Here is a 19,101-nt window from a genome sequence, read left to right as displayed (position 1 = left end):
GTTCTTTCATTTGCCCTCGCTGCCGAGAAGCGCGACCCACGAACCCAAAACGTTATTTAGGCCCCAAGAGGCCGGCGCTCCTATGCCAAAGCGCGGCTCAACTCGGCCCCAAAGGCGGAGATTGCCTCGGAGTCAAGGCTCCCGTACTGCACGACAAGACGCGCCAGGCCATCTGGGGCCGTGCGGTTCTTTGGCAGGCAGGCGCACGAAGAGAGGGGCATGGGAGAAAGGCCCGGCCCGGCGACCCGCGCCACCAGCTCCTCCTCGGAGAGGGACGTGCCCACCGCCAGCACGAAGTGAAGGCCGGAGTCCGCCTCCTCCATGCGGACCCGGTCGGCCAGGCCAGACTTCGCGAGCACGTCTGCAAACTCGTCGCGCAGCTCACGGTAGCGCTTGCGCATGCGGGCCACGTGACGCTCGTAGGCGCCGGACTCGAGCAGGCGCGCCAGGGCAACCTGCTGGACGGAGCTCACCGTGGTGGAATAGAAGCCCAGCTCGGTGCCGTAGCGCTCCATCAGCTGCCCGGGCAAGACCATATAGGCCAGGCGCAGGGCGGCACCGAGGCCCTTTGAGAATGTGTTGGTGTATATGACGCTACCGGTGGCGTCGATGCTTGCCAGCGCCGGGACGGGGCGCCCCGCCAGGCGGAACTCGCAGTCGTAGTCATCCTCGATGATCCAGCGGCTCCCCGCCTCCGCGCAGGCCCACCCCAGCAGCTCGTACCTTCTTGCGATGCTGGTCACGCGGCCCGTTGGGAACTGGTGGGACGGCATGAGGTGCATGACATCGGGACAGGCAGCGCCCACCTCGTCCATACGGACGCCCTCGCCGTCCAGGCCGACGTGGACCACCTTCACCCCATTTGCCCGATAGAGGCGGGTGAGCCGCGGATACCCAGGATCCTCGACCCCGTAGGTGAGCTCATGCCCCAGGAGCTGCACGATCATATTGTCCAGGGTCTGCGCGCCCGCACCCACCACAACGCACGAGGGGTCGACCTCCATGCCACGCGTCTGGCACAGGTAGTCCGCAATGGCCGCTCGAAGCCGCCAGAGGCCCTGCGGCGGAGCAGGTGAGAAGAGCTCGGACTCCGGCTCGTTTGCCAGGGCGTCCCGAAGGGCCCGTGACCAGAGCCGAGCCAGCTCGCCGGAATCCTCGGACGCCTTGGGGATGGCCTCGGCCGGCGCGACCACCCCCGAAGGCAAGGCCGTGGCGCTCCTTTGCACGAGGGCCGTCCGAACAGGCAGCCCCGGCAGCGCGTTGACAAAGTAGCCGCTCCTCGCGCGCGCCCTCACATAGCCCTCGGCCACGAGCTGCGCATAGGCGCCCTCGACGGTGACCAGGCTCACGCCCAGATGCTGCGCCAGCGAGCGCTTGGAGGGCAGACGATCGTCAGCCTCCAGGACGCCAGACACAATGTCATCGCGAATGCGCCGGTAGAGATACTCGTAAAGAGACAGCTCGCCCTTCTCGGCAAGGTTGTAGTCAAGCATCTGGCCTTATCCGATCCTGCTTATTGGTCCTATTCTGACCTGGTTATTTTGTCATAGTCTGGATGTTTTGCTCATGCCAGATTGGGCCTAGCATAGCTCGCACACGCATTGGCTACGCAAAGGAGAAACGCATGGCAGAGAAGAACGTCCCGTCCCGCGAGGAGCGCGCTCGCCTCAACCGCAAGCTCGCGCAGATGCTCAAGGGCGGCGTCATCATGGACGTCACCACCCCCGAGCAGGCACGCATTGCAGAGGCGTCCGGAGCCTGCGCCGTCATGGCCCTCGAGCGCATCCCCGCAGACATCCGCGCCGCCGGCGGGGTCTCCCGCATGAGCGACCCGGCGATGATTCGCGGCATCCAGGAGGCTGTGTCCATCCCCGTCATGGCCAAGTGCCGCATCGGCCACATCGCCGAGGCGCAGGTGCTGCAGGCCATCGACATCGACTACATCGACGAGTCCGAGGTACTCTCCCCCGCCGACGACGTCTACCACATCGACAAGACCCAGTTCGACGTGCCTTTTGTCTGCGGTGCCCGCGACCTGGGCGAGGCGCTGCGCCGCGTTGCCGAGGGCGCCACGATGATCCGCACCAAGGGCGAGCCGGGAACCGGAGACGTGGTGCAGGCCGTGCGCCACATGCGCAAGATCTGCCGCCAGATTCGCGAGGTTGCGAGCCTGCGCGAGGACGAGCTGTTTGAGGCCGCCAAGGAGCTGGCCGTGCCCGTCGAGCTCGTGCGCTACGTCCACCAGAACGGCAAGCTTCCCGTGGTCAACTTTGCCGCCGGTGGCGTAGCCACCCCGGCCGACGCCGCGCTCATGATGCAGCTCGGCGCCGAGGGCGTCTTCGTGGGCTCCGGCATCTTCAAGAGCGGCAACCCCGCCCAGCGTGCGGCCGCCATCGTCAAGGCCGTTGCCAACTACGAGGACGCCGCGCTCATAGCAAGGCTCTCCGAGAACCTCGGCGAGGCCATGGTGGGCATCAACGCCGACGAGATTCAGCTCATCATGGAGGAGCGTGGTCGCTAGTGGCCGGCACCACCGCGGTCCTGGCCGTCCAGGGCGCCTTCATCGAGCACGAGCGCATGCTCTCCCGACTTGGCGAGAAGTGCGTCGAGCTTCGGCAGGCCTCCGACCTGGAGCAACCCTTTGACCGCCTGGTCCTTCCCGGTGGGGAGTCCACGGTTCAGGGAAAGCTCCTCGAGGAGCTTGGGATGCTCGACGGGCTGAGGCGGCGCATCGAGGAGGGCATGCCCGTGCTCGCCACCTGCGCGGGACTTATCCTCCTCGCCAAGCGCCTGGACGCCCACGACGACAAGGGCACGCCACGCCTGTCCACGCTTGACGTCCTCGTGCAGCGCAACGCCTACGGTCGCCAGCTGGGGAGCTTCCATACGGAAGGCGAGGTCGCAGGAATCGGGCGGGTGCCCATGACCTTCATCCGCGCACCCTACGTCATGGAGGCGGGCCCGGGCGTGGAGGTTCTCGCGCAAGTCGACGGGCGCACCGTTGCCGTGAGGCAGGGCTCCCAGCTTGCCCTGGCCTTTCACCCGGAGCTGGACGAGAGCGTCCTTGTCCACGAGGCGTTTCTCGCCATCTGAGGTACATCAATTACGCAATGAGACAAAGGGACTGTCCCTTTGTCTCATTTCTCAACAAAAAAGGAGCCCCCGAGATGACCCGGGGGCTCCTTTGCGCCTGCGCGTTGAGCGAGGGGCTAGTCGCGGTTGTAGCCGCCGCGGTTGCCGTAGCCGCCACGGGAGCCGTAGCCGCCACGACCGCCACGGTCGCCGCCACGGCTGTCACGGCCGCCGTAGCCACCACGGTCGCCACGGTCGCCGTAGCCGCCACGGTTGCCGTAGCCGCCACGGTCGCCAAAGCTGCGGCCGCCACGGTCGCCGCCGCGACGGTCATCGCGGCCGCCGAAGCCGCCGCGGCCACCACGGTCGCCGCCACGGCTGTCACGGTCGCCAAAGCTGCGGCCGCCACGGTCGCCGCCGCGACGGTCATCGCGGCCGCCGAAGCCGCCGCGGCCACCACGGTCGCCGCCACGGCCGCCGAAGCCGCCACGGCCGCCACGGTCGCCGCCGCGGAAGCCGTTGCGGTCGCCACCGCGACGGTCATCGCGGCCGCCGAAGCCACCGCGGCCGTCGCGACGGTCGTTGTCCAGGCCCATCTCGGTCAGCGGGTTGATGATCTCGTCGAGCATGGCGCAAATCTCGTCGATCTTCTCGTCAGAGAGGCTGGGGACGTAGTGGTCCTTCTCCGGCTTGGCGTTGGCGGCAGCCTCGACGGCGCCCTCGGCGGCGAAGACGACGACCTTGCGCTTGTCGTCCTCCTCGGACTCGATGCGGCCCACCAGGTCCTCGGCCTCGGCCTTGGCCATGAGCTCGTCAAGGGCGCGCAGGCTCATGCCCAGCAGGTCGGCCATCTCCTTCTGCTCCATCTTGGGCTTGAGCTCCAGGAGCTTGAGGGCACGAACCATGTCGCTCATGCGCTCGGCCTTGGTGTCGGCCTCCTTGGAGATGGCGTCGCGACGGTTGCGCAGAAGGCGGGCGGCACGCTGTGCCTTGTCAAAGAGGATGGCGTCGCGGTCCTGCTCCTCGGCGACGACCTCCTCGGCCTGCTCGGTCTCCTCGTCGGCAGCCTCCTCGGCCTCGACGATCTCCTCGGTCTCCTCGACCGTCTCCTCAGCGGCCTCCAGGGCCTCGTCCATCACGTTCTCGTTCTCGGTGTACTCAGACATGCGTCTCCTTCTGCGCCCCACGGGCGTTCACAGCGCGGCGCACCATGCGCCGCTTCACAAGCTCACAAGTTTACGTTGCAGAAACAAGTCCGCAGGTAGACAAAGTGCGTGCACACAGTAACGCCGCAATCCAAACGCCCGCCACGGAGCGGGGGCGCAATCCGACATGTAGGAAAAATGTAGCCGCCCCGCCGTTACAGGTGCGTGACGCACCGGCAGACGGCGAGGCGGCCTGGGTGGACCGATGGCTGCGAGACCCCGGGCGACCCGCTACTGGCGATAGTGCGCGAAGAAGTCCGCGAGGTCCTCCATGGACTCCCTGAGCACCTCCATGCGCGGCAGGTAGACAATGCGGAAGTGGTCGGGCTCACCCCAGTTGAAGCCGCCGCCGCGGGTGATGAGGATCTTCTTCTGGTGCAGCAGGTCAAGGGCAAACTGCTCGTCGTCCGTGATGTTGAACTTCTTGACGTCCATCTTGGGGAAGATGTAGAAGGCCGCCTTGGGCTTGACGGCCGTAATGCCGTCGATGGCGTTGAGCGCCTCGTAGACGTAGTTGCGCTGCTCGTAGACGCGGCCGCCGGGGCGGATGTACTCGTTGACGCTCTGGTAGCCGCCCAGGGCCGTCTGGACGATGGACTGCGCGGGCACGTTGGAGCACAGGCGCATGTTGGACAGCATGTTGACGCCGTAGATGAAGTCCCTCATGCAGCGCTGGTTGCCCGAGAGCACCATCCAACCCACGCGGTAGCCGCAGATCATATGGGACTTGGAGAGGCCGGAGAACGTCACGCACGGCAGGTCGGGCGCGAGCGAGGCGATGGAGGTGTGCTGGTAGCCGTCCATAATCAGGCGATCGTAGATCTCGTCGGCAAAGATCATGAGCTGGTGCTTGCGGGCGATCTCGACGATGCCCTCCAGAACCTCCTTGGAGTAGACGGCACCCGTGGGGTTGTTGGGGTTGATGACCACGATGGCCTTGGTGCGGCTGGTGACCTTGGACTCCATGTCGGCCAGGTCAGGGTTCCACTCGTTCTGCTCGTCGCAGACGTAGTGGACGGCGTGGCCGCCGGCCAGGGTGACGCAGGCGGTCCACAGCGGGTAGTCCGGGCTGGGGATGAGCACCTCGTCGCCGTCGTCGACGAGCGCGTGCATGGAGAGCTGGATGAGCTCGGAGACGCCGTTGCCGGTGTAGATGTGCTTCATGTCCACGTTGGGGATGTTGCGCAGCTGGGCGTACTGCATGATGGCCTTGCGCGCGGCAAAGAGACCGCGGGAGTCCGAGTAGCCCTCGCAGTCCGTGAGCTGCTGGCGCATGTCGTAGACCACCTCGTCGGGAGCCCTGAAGCCAAACGGCGCCGGGTTGCCGATGTTGAGCTTCAGGATGCGCGCACCGTCCTCCTCCATGCGGGCGGCCTCGTCCACCACGGGGCCGCGGACGTCGTACAGGACGTTGTCGAGCTTGTTGGACTTCTTGAACTCTCGCATGGTGACGCTCCCTTGGTCCGTTGTCTTTTGGCGAGAAGTGCTCGGGGCTTGGGGCGCGGCGGTCTCGGCCGTGGCGTCCGCGGGCGCGACTTCGTCAGGCATGGCGTCCGTGGCGCCCATAAGCCACTGGGGCGTGACCCCAAGGACGCCGGCAAGGAGCTCCATGACGTCCCTTCGGGGCGTGACCTTGCCCGAGACATACTGGCTGACCTGGCTCTTTCCGAGCTTGGCCCCACGCTCGGCGGCAATGCGCACGAGGTCGACCTGCTTGAGGCCGGCACTCTCCATGGCCCTCTTGAGTCTTGTCTGGAAAGTCTCCCGTGCCATCGTGTGCTTCTCCCGTAGTTCAATTTGAGGACTGAAGTTCAACTTTGAAATTGAACTTGTGGCAACTATAGCACGACAAAATTGAACTACTTGGTTCAAGGCAAAACTCGCCAGAAATGCCGCAGGCGCTTCTCGCCTGGCGAGAATGCAACGCCGACCGCTAGGCCGGCGGCGCGGCGGCTAGGCCAGAAGCCCCTCCAGGGCCCGGATGTAGATTGCCAGGGCACGCTTGAGCTGATGCTCCCAAACGCCCTCGTTGGGGCCGTGCTCCGGACCGACCCAGTCCGGCAGGGGCTCGGAGCGGTCAAGCGGCCCAAACCCAACGGCGCTGGGGAAGTGGTGGGCGTACGTTCCCCCGCCGATGGCGAAGGGCGTTGCCTCCCGGCCCGAGAACTCCTCGTAGGCACGGCGAAGCGCCATAACCTCCCCAGAGCCCGGATCTGTCGAGAAGGTCTGCCGCGTGTGGGTTATGAGGACCTCGCAGCCATGCTCGGACCCGGCCCGCTCCAGCCCGGAGCAGACGCTCTCCACGCCGGCCGCGGCCGGAAGACGAACGTCCAGGGTCAGCGCAAACCTCCCCTCCCGCGTCCAGAGCATTCCTCCGACGCAGGTCAGGGGGCCAAACAGCTCATCGCTCGCCTCAATCCCGAGGCCCGAGCCGTCCCACGCGCAAACAGCCCTCTTGCAAAGGGAGACAAACTCGCGCTCGGAGGGCCCCAGGCAGCCAAGCCTCAGGAGGTAGTTCGCAAGCACCCCTATTGCGTTAGTCGCGCCCGCCGGCTCTGCTGCGTGCCCTGCGACCCCATGGGCAATGACCCGAGAGGCGCCTGCTCCGGCAGAGGCCACGTCCACGCCCTCGGCCGCGGGCAGCCCTTGCGCGTCCACCCTCAAAACGGCCTCGGCGCGGGCGGGAACGGCGTTTCTCGCCACGCCACCAGACAGGGAAGCGATCACGCCCGTATGGTCAACGGCATGGCTAACCTCGGCGTTGACGCAGCCCTTCTCGCCACAGCAGACGGGAAACTCGGCATCTGGCGTGAACAGGAAGCCGGGCGGCTCGTGGCTAGCGAGGTAGCGGCGGACGTCCATCATGCCAGCCTCCTCGGACGCGCCGAGAAGGCACCTGAGGGAGCGGCGGAAGGGACGGCCCGACGCCGCGCGACGGGCAAGGTAGCCCGCGGCATAGAGCGAGGCCACGGCAGCCCCCTTGTCGTCGAGCACGCCGCGTCCAAGAAGCACGCCATCGCGGCGGGTCACGGCAAAGGGCTCGACGTCCCACCCCTCGCCAGCCGGGACCACGTCGACGTGCGCAATGGTGGCAACCTGCTCGTCGGTCTCGCCCGGAAGGTCGCCGTAGGCAAGGGCGCCATCGCAGTCGCCCACGATGAGCCCCTGGCGCTCGGCTATGCCCATCGCCACGTCCAGGGCCTCGCGGCAGCTTGGCCCCCAGGGGGCGCCGGGAGCCGAGGCGGACTCGTCGACCACGCTCGGAACCGCAACTAGGCACTCCAGGTCACGCAGGTAGTCGGGCCAGACCTCGTTGACGTATGCCTCGATCTGCCGCCTCGAAGACGTCTCTCCCACGGGCTCACTCCCCCTCTTTCGCTTGGCTGGCATAGCCAAAGTCACGCCTCAGGAACGAGACGACCTCCCCGTAGCTGCGCGGAAGCCGCGCGTGCGAGCGCTCGGCGTCGTGCATGACGGAGAAGAGGTAGTTGAACATGCTGCTCTTGTCCGCAAGCCGCTGGCTGGCAAGCGTGATGACAATGAGGCCGATGGACTCACCCCCATCGCGCAGCGGCACGTCCGGACGGATGACGAGGAGCCGGAAGGTGGCCGACATGACGGGGGTGATGGAGTGCGGAAAGGCAACCCCGTCGAGCTGCAGCCGCTCGCCCTGGTTCTCCCTGTCGAGGATCAGGCCCGTCTCCTCCGCGGACAACGCGCCCCTCTCCTCCAGGACCTTGAGCCCGCAGGAGAGCTCGGAGAGGTAGTCGGTCCCCCCGACATGCAGCTCGAGGTAGCTGCCCTTGGGCAGGAGGTTCTCTATGTCGCACTCGTAGAGAACCCGCAGCGCAAGCTGGCGTATGCGGTCCACCTCCGCCGCAGACAGGACTCCCGAGAACGAGAGGTCCCAGTCGTGCCCGGCGCTGAACCTCGAGGCAACGATGGAGTCGCCGACCACCAAGTCATGAGTCCCCTGCTCAAGGAGCCTCTTTGCCTGGGCCTCGTCATCGGCGAGCTCTATCTCTACGCCATCGACGCCACGCTCGATCAGGGTCTTGTTGATGGTCGCCACGGAGGGACGGCTGCAGACCAGAAGAACGCGGACGGGCCGCTGGGAGTAGTGCTCGAGAGACGCCAGCACGTAGAGAGAAAGAAAGTCGGGCTCCACATACAGGTGCTCGTCAAACTCCCTGAAGCTCTCGGAAAGGTCGCTTCCGAAGTCGAACTCAAACGGATGCTCCATGCGCATGGAGCGCATCTGTCCCTGGATCTCCGCAGACATGAGCGTGGGAAAGAGCGCGCAGCGCAGCACGTGGTCAAAGATGAGGCTACCCAGGTCCTCTCTGGTTGGCCTTATGCCATGGGAGGAGAGGGCCTCGTTGATTCGCGCCAGAATGGCCGCCCGATGCGTGATCAGCCGGTACAGAAGACGCTGCTTGCGCCCCTGGAACAGCGAGACGGCGCGGACGCGGGCATCCGCCACGCCCGTTGAGTCGGGCACGATCCACGCGCAGCAGTATGCGGCGGCGAGGGTCTGAATCCTGAGCTGCCCCTGGGAGAGGTAGGGCTCCATGAGCAGCCGATACTCGTCGCTCTTCTCGCCAACCATGCGCATCAGGGAGTCGACGCCGCAGGAGCGTTCAAGCTCGGCCAAGACGCCCGAGTTGTCCATGGCAAGCGCGGCGAGAAGGTCAGGGGCCTCCATGCCCGTGAAGCGGGCGTCGATGCCGTAGCCGACGCGAGCCTCCAGGCTTGCGATTCCCTGGAGGCGGTCGTTGGCCTCGGCCATGGCGGCGCGGACGGCCCTCGGGGACAGGTAGGTCTCCTCGGCCACCTGGGCGATTGCGACGCCCGGGGTCCTGAGAACGCACAACAGGACGCGAGCCTCATCCGAGAGGTCCTGCGAGAGAAGCGACGCGAGCGCCTCGTCCGACGTCACCACGAGGTGGTAGTTGGGATCGCTCGCTATGCTGCCCGCGCCCATGGACTCGAGCCACGCGCTGACGCTGGCCACCTCGCGAATGACCGTGCGGCGGGAGACCCCCAGGGCCCGGGCGAGCTCGGAGCCAGAGCGAGGGCCCTCGTCGAGCGTCCGAAGGAGCTGTCTTTGCCTCTTGCTTAGCATGACGTCTGCAGGCGAATGCCCCGAAGCATCCGCTCCATCCCCCTCTCCACCTTTGACCTTGGGCAGGCGAGGTTCATGCGCAGGTACCCCGCGCCGCCGTACGTCTCGCCAGACATTATGCCAACGTGGCCGACGTCCACAAGCCTTCGCTGCAGCTCGGAAGCCTCAAGGCCAAGGCCGGACGCGTCCATCCAGGCAAGGTAGGTTCCCTCGGGGACCTCGAACCTGATCTCAGGGAGACTCTCGTCGAGAAACGCCTTGAGCGCCTCCATGTTGGCCCGGACGTAGGAGACCATCTCGCTGACGTACTCGGAGCCCGAGCGGTACGCCTCCATCTGGGCGGTCATGCCGAGGATGCTCACGCTCGAGAGGGCGTTCTTCTGCTTGAGCTCATAGAGGAAGCGCTCCCTCAGGCCCTCCTCCGGCAAGAGGGCGTACGAGCCGATGAGGCCGGGCGTGTTGAACGTCTTGGAGGCCGAACAGAGAAGAGCGACGCCCTTAGTCGTCACGTCGGTGACGGGCGTGTAGGGCACTTCGCCCAGGATGACATCGCGGTGGATGTCATCCGACACGAGAAAGACCCCATGCCTGTCGCAGAGCTCGACGATGCGCTCGAGCTCTTCTCTGCTGAAGACCTTGCCGGTGGGGTTGTGGGGGTTGGTGAGCAGCATGACCTTGGACTCTCGCCTGGCCAGTGCCGCCTCGAGGGCGTCCCAGTCGAGCCCGTAGCCATCCATCGCGCTCGCCTGGCTCACGGAGAGAAGCGTGCGGCCGTTTCCCTCGATGAGGCCATAGAACGCATCGTACATGGGGCTCAGGGTGACCACGGCATCCCCCGGCTCGCTCGCCAGGCGGATGATGGAGGCGGCAGAGTAGATGACGCTGGGGCTGTAGACAACCCAGTCCATGTCCACATGGGATACCCCATCACGCTCGAACCAGCCGACGACGCCTGACTTGTAGTCGGCGTGATTCCAACGCGTGTACCCAAAGATGGGGTGTTCCATACGGGCACGGAGCGCGCCCATGACCTCGTCGGGAACGGCGAAGTCGGTGTCGGAGATGGAGAAGGGAAGGACGTCCGGCCTGCCAAAGCGGTCGGCGGCGTAGTCCCACTGCGTGCTGTAGGTACCCATCCTGTCAATCACGCGATCGAAGTCGTAGCGCATGCCTTCCCTCTCCTTTCACAGACGCCTCGTGGGACCGCCGCAGCCGACGGTCCCACGAGGCCAACCAATCTAGCGCCTCAACTGGGCGTTCTTAGCCTCACGCTTCTTCATCCAAGCGGACTTGAAGACGATGATGAGGGCAATGTTCAGAACCAGGCCGACGGCAACGGCGATGTAGTAGCTGCCGGCGGGCGAGATGAGTCCGAGGAACGGGTCGAAGATGCCAATGCCAGGGGCAATGCGCTCGACGCCAAGGGCCATGGAGATGGCGCCCGCGACGCCGCCGGCAATGACGTTGGCGGAGATCATGGGCAGGGGGGCGGCCAGGGCGTAGGGGATGGCCGGCTCGGTGGCGACGGTGGCACCGACGATGAGGGCGGGAACCGCGGAGTCGCGCTCGGCCTGCGTGAAGAGCTGGGGGCGAATCCAGGTGGCGATGGCGGCGGCCATCGGCGGGAGGATGGTCACGACGCCGACGATGCCGTACCAGTCATACACGCCGGAGCCCAGCAGGGAGAAGGAGAAGAACCAGGCGGCCTTGTTGACGGGGCCACCCATGTCGAAGGCGAGCATGGCGCCCACGAGGAAGGCGGCGACGAGCTTCATCGAGCTCGGGATGGAGCTCAGGAGGCCAACGAAGGCGTTCATCAGCCAGGCCATGGCAGGGCCGATGATGTAGTAGGTGGCAAGGCCAAAGACGAAGAGCGTGACCACCGGGATGATCAGGAATCCGAGCAGGGACTGGAAGTTCTTGCCCAGGTTCACCTTCTTGAAGGCCTTCACGAAGTAGCCGATGGCGAGTCCGATGACGCAGGCGCCGAGGAATCCGGCACCAACCTGGGTACCGAGGAGGTCGGTGCTGTTGGCCAGGTAGCTGCAGATGAAGGCGGGCATGATGGCGGGCTTGTCGCCGATGGCGTTGGCGATGAAGGCGCCCATCATGGGAATCATGAAGGTGAAGCCGAGGCCGCCGATGGTGTTGAGGACCCAGGCGAGAGATGCCATCTGGCCGTCGCCGGGAGCGACGTTGGGTGCGCCGAACTGCGCCATGATGGAGCCGATGGCCATGAGCACGCCGCCGCCGATGACAAACGGGAGGGCGGCGGAGACGCCAGCCATGAGGTAGCTCATGACGCCCGTCGTGACGCTCTCCTGCTTGGCGCCGAGCTTGACCGCGGAGGCGTGGAAGACCTTGGCCTCAGCCTCGAGGTTGCCCATGAGATCGTCGATGCGCTTCAGCGCCTCGGAGACGGGAACCTCCACGACCTTCTTGCCGTCAAAGCGGACTCGGTCGTCGTCGTTCATTCCGCGGCCGAGGGCCAAGACGACGTAGTCGGCCTCCTTGATCTGCTCGGGCGTGAGCTTGTTCTCAACGCCGCTGGCGCCCTGAGTCTCCACGTGGACCTCGTAGCCCAGCTCGGTGCCCTTGGTCTGGATGGCCTCGGCCACCATGTAGGTGTGGGCGATGCCAGCCGGGCAGTTGGTCACTGCCACAATGGACTTTGCCATGCGCTTCTCCTTTCCTTGTGCTTTAGATGACTGCAGTGCTATCCGACGACGCCCTGAATCAGGGCGCATACGTCCTCAATGGAATCCTGCTTGAGCTTTGCGACAAAGTCCTTGTGGACGAGGTTTCTCGCCAGCTTGGCAAGAAGCTGCAGGTGGGTGTTGCTGCCGCCCTCCGGAACGAGGATGTTGATGACGGTATCGACCGGCTCGCCGTCCAGCGCATTCCACTCGATGCCGGCGCCAAGGCGCGCAAAGACGATTGACGGCACCGCGACGTTGGGGCTCTTTGTGTGCGGGATGGCGATGCCGTCGCCAAAGCCCGTGGACGCCTCTCCCTCGCGGGCGCGCAGGTCTGCGACGACTGCGGACGCATCCGACGTCACTCCGAGCTCGACGGCCTTCTGCGCCAGGGCCTCAAAGACGGCGTCCTGGTCGGCGGCCTCAAGCCCATCAATGACGTGGCTGGAATCGAACAAGGCCATGCTTGCCTCCTCTCTCGACTCATCTCTCTGACAACTCAGAGTCTATGGGGGAGAAGGCCTTGGCTTAAGAGGCGCTTTGTCACACGACCGGTGCACAAGACGACGTAACCGAGCAGGGAAAACGAGGAGCCAGCGTGCCTATTGAGACGTATTTGTCACCCACCGGCGGCGCAGCGCCGCAATGCGGCGGCACTCGCGCCAGCCCGCAGGGGGCCAACGGCATGGGTGTCCCTTTTACCAGGTAATTAACAACGTCCCCAGCGTCAGGCGCTGGAGCCGCCGTAGTAGGAGACCTTGTAGTGGAACTGGTCGGCGCGGGCGACGCCCTTGGTGAACTCGACCACCTGGTTTCTGGTGTTGTAGGTCAGGCGGAAGAGCTGCAGGACGGGAGCCCCCTCGGAGATGCCCAGGAGGCGCGCGTCCTCCCTGCGGGCCACGCTCGCGTAGAACTCCTCCTCGGCCACGCGGACCTCGACGTGGTAGTCCTGGGCCATGATCTTGTACAGCGAGCGGGAGTCCACCTCGTCAGACGTCAGGCCCGAGAAGATCTTGCCAGGCAGGTAGGTGTGCTCGATGAGCATGGGGACGTCGTCGGCAAGGCGCAGGCGGCGCATTGAGATCACGCGCTCGCCGGCGGCAAGGCCCATGCGGTCGGCCACCGTCTTGGAGGCCTCGCCGGAGCAGAACTCAAGGAGCTCGGAGCGCGGGATGCGGCCGAGGCTGCGCATCTGCTCCGAGAAGCTGTAGGCGCGTGTGAGGTTGGTGGTCTCCTGGGAGCGGTCGGCGACGAAGGTGCCCTTGCCGTGGCGCCGCTTGATGAAGCCCAGGGTCTCGAGCTCCTTCAGCGCCAGACGCACCGTCGTGCGGGAGATGCAGTAGTCCTCGGACAGCTCGCGCTCGGAGGGCAGCAGGTCACCCGGCTCGTACTCGGTCTCGATCTTCTCGCGCAGACTGTCCACCAGCTGGCCATAGAGCGGCTGCTTCTTTGACGTTGCACCCATGGGGTCTCCTCTCAACGGCCATCATTTTTACGGTACCCCACGCCCGGCGCAAAGAAGACCGCGGTCTTAAGTAATCCGCCAGCGGCGCAAACGGCACCGCCAGACACCTCCAAGGGCAGGCCCGGAAGGCTAGTCGGCAAAGGGCCACTCGCCGCGCGCGAGCGCCTCGATGGCGGCGGGAACCGCGTCGTCCTCGACGGAGCCAATGTGGTAGCGAGCGGCGTCGCGGGCCTCAGGCAGGGCGTTGGCCACGGCGACCGAGTTGGGCGTCGCGGCAAACATCTGCAGGTCGTTGCCGGCGTCCCCGAAGACGACGGTCTCCTCGGGGGTCACCCCCACGCGCTCGCAGAGCCAGCGCAGGGCGGCGCCCTTGTTCCAGCCGGCGGGCACCACGTTTGAGAACATGGGCTGCGGGACGTCGAGGTCGACCTCGTCGGTCAGCGCGTCAAGGGCGCCCACCACCTCGCGGGTACGCTCGAGGTCCCCCACCAGGAAGACGTTTGCCTTGGTGATGCCGGCCTCCGGCAGCGCGTCGGCGTCCTCGCAGGTCTTTGCGTAGGACGGGAAGGCAATGGCCAGGTCATCCCGGGAGCCCTGGACCAGAAGCGGTCGGGCGCCCTCAAAGACCAGCAGGCCGGACTGGGGCACTTCCCGAAGCGCCCCCATGATGGTCCGCAGCGCGGCGGGCAGCAGCTCCTTCTGCAGGACCTTGCGGCCCTCTAGGTAGACCTGCATGCCGTTGGTGGCAAGCGCCGTCTGGCAGCAGGCCTCGTCCCCGCCAAAGAAGTTGGGGATCCAGGAGAAGAAGCGGCCGCTCGCCGGGCCCACCAGGATGCCCGCGTCCATGGCGGCGTGGAAGGCGGCGCGGCACCTCTGCGTCACCTGCCTCTTGCCGTAGGGCATGATGGTGCCGTCAATGTCGGTCAAGATGAGCTTGATGGCCATGGTCTTCTCCCCTGGGACGCATGCGGTCGGCGGCGCCAGCGGGCCGCGCCAATCACTTCTACCACAAGAAGAGCCCGGCACCAGGCAGGTACCGGGCTCAAAGAGGCTCTTGCCTGGGGCGGCCTACTCGGCCAGGTCCTCGTTCAGGCGGGCGGCAATCTGCTCCGGGTCATCGGAGGCCAGGACGTCGGCCCTGAAGTGCTCATCCATGACCAGGACGGCCACGTGGGAGAGCAGCTGCAGGTGGACGTCGCCAGCCTGCGCGGCGGGAATGAGCAGCGCGATGGCGCACTTGATGGGGGCGTTGTCCATGGAGCTCCAGGCAACCTCGCCGGAGAACTTGACGACCATGACGGTAGCCTGCTTGACAATGTCGCTCTTGCAGTGCGGGATGGCAAAGCCGCCCATCATGCCCGTGGTGCCCTCTGCCTCGCGGTTCTTGAAGGCCTCCAGCGTGGCCTCGGCGTCGTCGGTGACGCCCAGCTCGACGGCCTTCTCGGACAGGAACTGCAGGACCTCGTCGACGGAGGACGCGGTGTTGCCAAGGAAAACGTGGGACGCGGTGACGGTCTCGCTCATGCCGGCTCCTTCTCAGCCATGCCGCAGTGGTTCTGGGCCGCGGCTTTCACAAACAACACCACAAAGAATAGCACCTCCGAACTCGGTTTGGAGGTGCTAGAAACCACCAGTTGCCAATTTGTCAACATCTATGCGGCGAGAGGCGCACCGACGCACGCAAACGGAGGAAAGAAGCGCCCGTCGCCTACTTGCCAGCCGCGTCGCGCAGGCGCAGGGCCTCGTAGGCGCAGCCGTACATGGCCGCCTGGTTGCCCAGGCTCGCGGCCTCGATGCGGACGTCCCTGCAGGTGGGAAGCGCGTGGGCGGCAAAGCGGCGGCGCAGCTCCGGGGCAAACGTGGCAAAGGCGCCGGCCACGCCGCCGCCGATGAGGTACATGGCGGGGTCGACGACGCAGGAGACCTGGGCCATGGCCTGGGCCAGATACTCGCACATCTGGTCGACGGCCAGCTTGGCGCAGTCGTCGCCGGCGGCAAGCGCGCGGAAGACTGAGAGGGTGTCGGTGGCGTGCTCCACCTTGACGGGCGTGACGCCGCGCGCCTCGCACTCGGCCAGGTAGAGGCGGACGATGCCCTTGGCGCTGGCGTACTGCTCAAGGCAGCCCTTGCGACCGCAGCCGCAGGTCAGAGTCTCGTGCGGGTTGACCGTGATGTGGCCAATCTCTCCGCCCGCGCCAAAGGCACCCGCGACCAGGCGGCCGTTGACCACGACGCCTGCGCCCACGCCCGTGCCCAGGGCAATGAGCACGTAGCTGGAGGTGCCGTGCGCCACGCCGGCCCACATCTCCCCCAGGGCGGCCGCGTTGGCGTCGTTCACGAAGGCTATCTGCGCCCGCGGGAAGACGGAGCTGATGGCGCCCACCAGGCCCTCCGGGTCGAGCTTGATGTTGGGGAGGAAGCCCACCGTGCCGTCATCGGCAACGGGGCCGGGGATGTCCAGGCCGCAGGCGATGACGTCCTCGGGCGTGGCGTCGTGGGCGTCGAGGATGCGCTTCAGGCCATCGGTCACGACGGCGTAGGCCGCGTCATCCACAAGGGCAGGCGTCGGGACCTTGCGCTCCTCGAGCAGCTCGCCCTCGGGGGTGAAGAGGCCGGCCTTGATGCTGGTGCCGCCAACGTCGATGCCAAGAACAGCTTCCATCTTGCGGGTCCTTTCGCCGAAACGCGTCTGTGTGCTTCTCGCCATCATACGGTGAGCGGAAGGCACGCAAGCGCTTCAAGTCCCAAATGGGACGCCTGCGGACACGATTGGCCGGCAAAACGCCAGGGGGGTGAGGCGGTCCTGCCTTTGGCGGGTCACGGCAGGGGGCGCGAGGGTAGACTCATGGGAGGACACCCAACCCAAGGAGGATCCATGACCAACGCCAACGCCGCGCCCGCAAGCGAGCCGGCAATCCCCAACCCGCGCGCCGACATCGCCCAGCTGGACGCCCTGGAGCGCACACTCTACTGCCACCGCTACGCCATCGACGAGATAGCCTCCCTTGGCCCCGTCATAGACCCGGCAAAGGCGACCGCCGAGCGCGGCGAGGCCGTGGGCCTGCTCGAGCAGGAGCGCGTCGAGGCGCTCTGCGCACCCGAGGTCGGACTGCTTCTGGACCGCATAGAGCAGAACCCGGAGCTCATGGGGCAGACGCGCCTGGCCCAGGCCCGCGTCATCCGCCGAGACCGCGCCTCCCTCATCGACGTCCCTGCCGAGGAGCAGGCCGCCTTCACCCGCCTCACCACCGAGGCAAACGACGTCTGGCGCCGCGCCAAGGCGGCCAACGACTGGGCGAGCTTCGAGCCCTACCTGGACCGCATCGTGGAGGCCATGCGCCACATGGCCCAGGCCAAGAACGCCGAGAAGGACCCCTATGACGTCTGGCTCGACGAGTTTGAGCACGGCACGAGCCGCGCCTTCTACGACCCGTTCTTTGCCCAAGTCAAGGACTGCGTGATTCCGCTTCTTGCCGACTGCATGGCAAGCCGTCACAAGCCCGACCACAAGGTCATGGACGGCAAGTTTGACGTGGAGCGCCAGTGGGCGCTCGCCGGCGACCTCATGCGCCTGGAGGGCGTGGACAAGGACGCCCTGTGGCTCGGCCGCACCGAGCACCCCTTCACGGGCGGCCCGGGCGTGGGCTTTGTGCTCATCGCCAGCCACGTCTACGAGGACAACGTGCTCTCCAACGTGTTCTCCATGCTCCACGAGGGCGGCCACACCCTCTACGAGCAGAACGTCGACCCGGCCTACGCCATGACCTCGCTCAAGGGTGGCACCTCCATGGGCATGCACGAGGCCCAGTCGCGCTTCTTCGAGAACATCGTGGGCCGTTCCGAGGCCTTTGCGGGACCGCTGCTCGAGGTGCTGCAGAGGCGCTTCCCCGGCCAGCTCGGCCGCGTGACGCCCCACCAGCTTTACCTTGCCGAGAACTGCGCCGAGCCCTGCCTCATCCGCTGCGACGCCGACGAGCTCACCTACCCGCTCCACATCCTCATCCGCTACGAGCTTGAGCAGATGCTCTTCTCGGGCGAGGCCAAGGCAGCCGACATCCCCGCGCTCTGGGCGGCCAAGTACAAGGAGTACCTGGGCCTCGACGTGCCCGACGACGCTCGCGGCGCCCTACAGGACACCCACTGGTCTGACGGCAGCCTGGGCTACTTCCCCACCTACGCGCTGGGCAGCGCCTTTGGCGCCCAGCTCAAGGCCGCCATGGTGGCCGGCGGCATGGACTTTGACGCCGTCTGCGCCTCCGGCGACCTCGCGCCCATCCGCGAGTGGCTGCGCACCAACATCTGGCACTGGGGCCGCGCCAAGGACTCCGACGAGCTCATGCTCGCCGCGTGCGGAGAGCCCTTCTCGCCTGCGTACTACACGGACTACCTGACGCAGAAGTTCAGCTCGCTCTACGGCCTGCAGTAGGCGCGAGGGCCACGTCAACGAGGGCCGCCCGGCGAGAAGCGCGAACTTCTCGCCGGGCGGCCTTGCCTTGGGGCTTGATGGGTGCGCCCGGGGCCCGCCTAGACGCGCTGGGGCAGGAAGGCGTCCGCGCCCAGACGGATGAAGCCCAGAAGCGAGGTGATGTGGCGGTCTGCCACGACGGGGTCTTCGTCGTTGGCAAGGACCTCCAGGACGGCATCGGTGATGGTGGACGCGAGCCAGCTGAGCTCGAAGTCGTCCAGGGAGTCCGCGCTTCCGGTGCAGGCCTGGACGTGGGCGCGGGTGTTCTTCTTGATGAGCTGGCAGACGTCGGCCAGAAAGCCCGCGACGACGACGTTGTCCCTGTTGGAGAGAACGATGGAGACCAGGCGGCGCTGCCTGAAGAACTCGCCCGTGATCTTGTGGAGCACGCCGCTCGCGTGCTCGTAGTCCCGCGAGACGGCGCCCGTGGCATAGGGGCTCTCCGGGCCGTAGGGGCCACCCTCGCCCAGCAGCTCGAGCGCGCCCTTTGCAAGCGGGTCAATGACGCTTCTCAGCAGGTCCTGCTTGTTCTCGAAGAAGAAGTAGAGGGCTCCGGTGGTGACGCCCGCCCTGGCGCAGATCTGCCTCAGGGAGGCTCCCGAGTAGCCGCACGCAAAGAACTCGTCGGTCGCGGCGGCCACGAGCCGCCTCTTTGTGTCCGCGTCCTCGTCCGCGCAGCGCGGGCGCACGTCGGCCTGCGCCATTCTCACACCAGTGCCTTCGGCTGCCGCCTGGTCACGCCAAGCGAGCGGCAGCAATCGAAAGGGACGAGAAGTCCCTTGTGCCTTTTATGTCAGTTGCTATAACTGATTGTCTGATTAAAATATCACACCCCAAAGCATTTGGCGCAACTGGCACGTTTTGCGGCACATGTTGCCCTATCTGGGGAAAATGCGCTCGCTCGATGCGTCGATGACGGCGTTTGGGCTGGTAAAGCGCTCGCAGACATTGGACGTCCGCAAATATTCCTTGCCGAGGGGGTCAACCGTGGGAACAAGCGAGGACGGGTCGTCCGCAAGGCGGTTGTCGGGAGAACGCGTTACCTTGGGATCGGTCAACGTGTATCCCCTGCT

General features: G+C 66.1%; 16 protein-coding genes. 3 read left to right on the top strand and 13 right to left on the bottom strand.

Features of this window, described 5'->3' with window-relative positions; translation table 11 throughout:
- Positions 1-80: 80 nt before the first annotated feature.
- Positions 81-1,493, bottom strand: coding sequence for a MocR-like pyridoxine biosynthesis transcription factor PdxR (gene pdxR / locus DXV50_RS00860; RefSeq protein ID WP_117204354.1), 1,413 nt, complete (start codon positions 1,491-1,493; stop codon positions 81-83).
- A 131-nt stretch (positions 1,494-1,624) separates the two neighbouring features.
- Between pdxR and pdxS the strand changes: the two genes are divergently transcribed.
- Together pdxS and pdxT are read left to right on the top strand one after the other, a co-directional pair.
- A complete protein-coding gene (gene pdxS, locus DXV50_RS00855; RefSeq protein WP_117204353.1) occupies positions 1,625-2,521 on the top strand; it encodes a pyridoxal 5'-phosphate synthase lyase subunit PdxS in 897 nt (298 codons plus the stop codon).
- Complete coding sequence (pdxT, locus tag DXV50_RS00850; RefSeq protein WP_232817407.1) at positions 2,521-3,093, top strand: pyridoxal 5'-phosphate synthase glutaminase subunit PdxT; 573 nt, start codon at positions 2,521-2,523, stop codon at positions 3,091-3,093. The genes pdxS and pdxT overlap by 1 nt, the downstream gene beginning before the upstream one ends.
- A 116-nt stretch (positions 3,094-3,209) precedes the next feature.
- Here the strand turns inward: pdxT and DXV50_RS00845 are convergent, their stop codons facing one another.
- From DXV50_RS00845 to DXV50_RS00795, 11 genes are all read right to left on the bottom strand, one after another.
- Positions 3,210-4,238: a hypothetical protein gene (locus tag DXV50_RS00845; RefSeq protein WP_117204352.1), complete on the bottom strand. Its 1,029-nt coding sequence runs from the start codon at positions 4,236-4,238 to the stop codon at positions 3,210-3,212.
- 270 nt (positions 4,239-4,508) lie between these two features.
- Entirely contained in the window at positions 4,509-6,050 is a 1,542-nt protein-coding gene (locus DXV50_RS00840; RefSeq protein WP_117204351.1) for an aminotransferase class I/II-fold pyridoxal phosphate-dependent enzyme, read from the bottom strand.
- 180 nt (positions 6,051-6,230) lie between these two features.
- On the bottom strand, positions 6,231-7,634 hold the full coding sequence (locus DXV50_RS00835; protein WP_157966938.1) for a Sapep family Mn(2+)-dependent dipeptidase: 1,404 nt from the start codon (positions 7,632-7,634) through the stop codon (positions 6,231-6,233).
- Between the two features lie 4 nt (positions 7,635-7,638).
- Positions 7,639-9,402, bottom strand: a complete 1,764-nt coding sequence (locus tag DXV50_RS00830) for an HTH domain-containing protein (protein WP_117204349.1) — start codon at positions 9,400-9,402, stop codon at positions 7,639-7,641.
- Positions 9,396-10,571, bottom strand: coding sequence for a MalY/PatB family protein (locus tag DXV50_RS00825; protein ID WP_117204348.1), 1,176 nt, complete (start codon positions 10,569-10,571; stop codon positions 9,396-9,398). Before DXV50_RS00825 ends, DXV50_RS00830 begins: the two co-directional genes overlap by 7 nt.
- Before the next feature lie 69 nt (positions 10,572-10,640).
- On the bottom strand, positions 10,641-12,080 hold the full coding sequence (locus DXV50_RS00820) for a fructose-specific PTS transporter subunit EIIC (protein WP_117204347.1): 1,440 nt from the start codon (positions 12,078-12,080) through the stop codon (positions 10,641-10,643).
- Positions 12,081-12,118: 38 nt separating this feature from the next.
- Positions 12,119-12,562, bottom strand: coding sequence for a fructose PTS transporter subunit IIA (locus tag DXV50_RS00815; protein WP_117204346.1), 444 nt, complete (start codon positions 12,560-12,562; stop codon positions 12,119-12,121).
- A 263-nt stretch (positions 12,563-12,825) separates the two neighbouring features.
- Entirely contained in the window at positions 12,826-13,563 is a 738-nt protein-coding gene (locus DXV50_RS00810) for a GntR family transcriptional regulator (protein ID WP_117204345.1), read from the bottom strand.
- 129 nt (positions 13,564-13,692) lie between these two features.
- Positions 13,693-14,508, bottom strand: a complete 816-nt coding sequence (locus tag DXV50_RS00805) for an HAD family hydrolase (RefSeq protein WP_117204344.1) — start codon at positions 14,506-14,508, stop codon at positions 13,693-13,695.
- Positions 14,509-14,631: 123 nt separating this feature from the next.
- Positions 14,632-15,087, bottom strand: a complete 456-nt coding sequence (locus tag DXV50_RS00800) for a PTS sugar transporter subunit IIA (protein ID WP_117204343.1) — start codon at positions 15,085-15,087, stop codon at positions 14,632-14,634.
- A gap of 184 nt (positions 15,088-15,271) precedes the next feature.
- On the bottom strand, positions 15,272-16,225 hold the full coding sequence (locus DXV50_RS00795) for an ROK family protein (RefSeq protein WP_117204342.1): 954 nt from the start codon (positions 16,223-16,225) through the stop codon (positions 15,272-15,274).
- A 213-nt stretch (positions 16,226-16,438) separates the two neighbouring features.
- Here DXV50_RS00795 and DXV50_RS00790 point away from each other — a divergent pair, with 213 nt between their 5' ends.
- Positions 16,439-17,989: a carboxypeptidase M32 gene (locus DXV50_RS00790; RefSeq protein ID WP_117204341.1), complete on the top strand. Its 1,551-nt coding sequence runs from the start codon at positions 16,439-16,441 to the stop codon at positions 17,987-17,989.
- 98 nt (positions 17,990-18,087) lie between these two features.
- On the opposite strand, the gene DXV50_RS00785 is transcribed toward DXV50_RS00790, so the two are convergent.
- On the bottom strand, positions 18,088-18,732 hold the full coding sequence (locus DXV50_RS00785) for a TetR/AcrR family transcriptional regulator (protein ID WP_117204340.1): 645 nt from the start codon (positions 18,730-18,732) through the stop codon (positions 18,088-18,090).
- Positions 18,733-19,101: the final 369 nt, after the last annotated feature.

The sequence above is a fragment of the Paratractidigestivibacter faecalis genome, from assembly GCF_003416765.1.
GTDB classification, from domain to species: domain Bacteria; phylum Actinomycetota; class Coriobacteriia; order Coriobacteriales; family Atopobiaceae; genus Paratractidigestivibacter; species Paratractidigestivibacter faecalis.
This window is presented reverse-complemented; position numbering and strand designations above follow the sequence as displayed.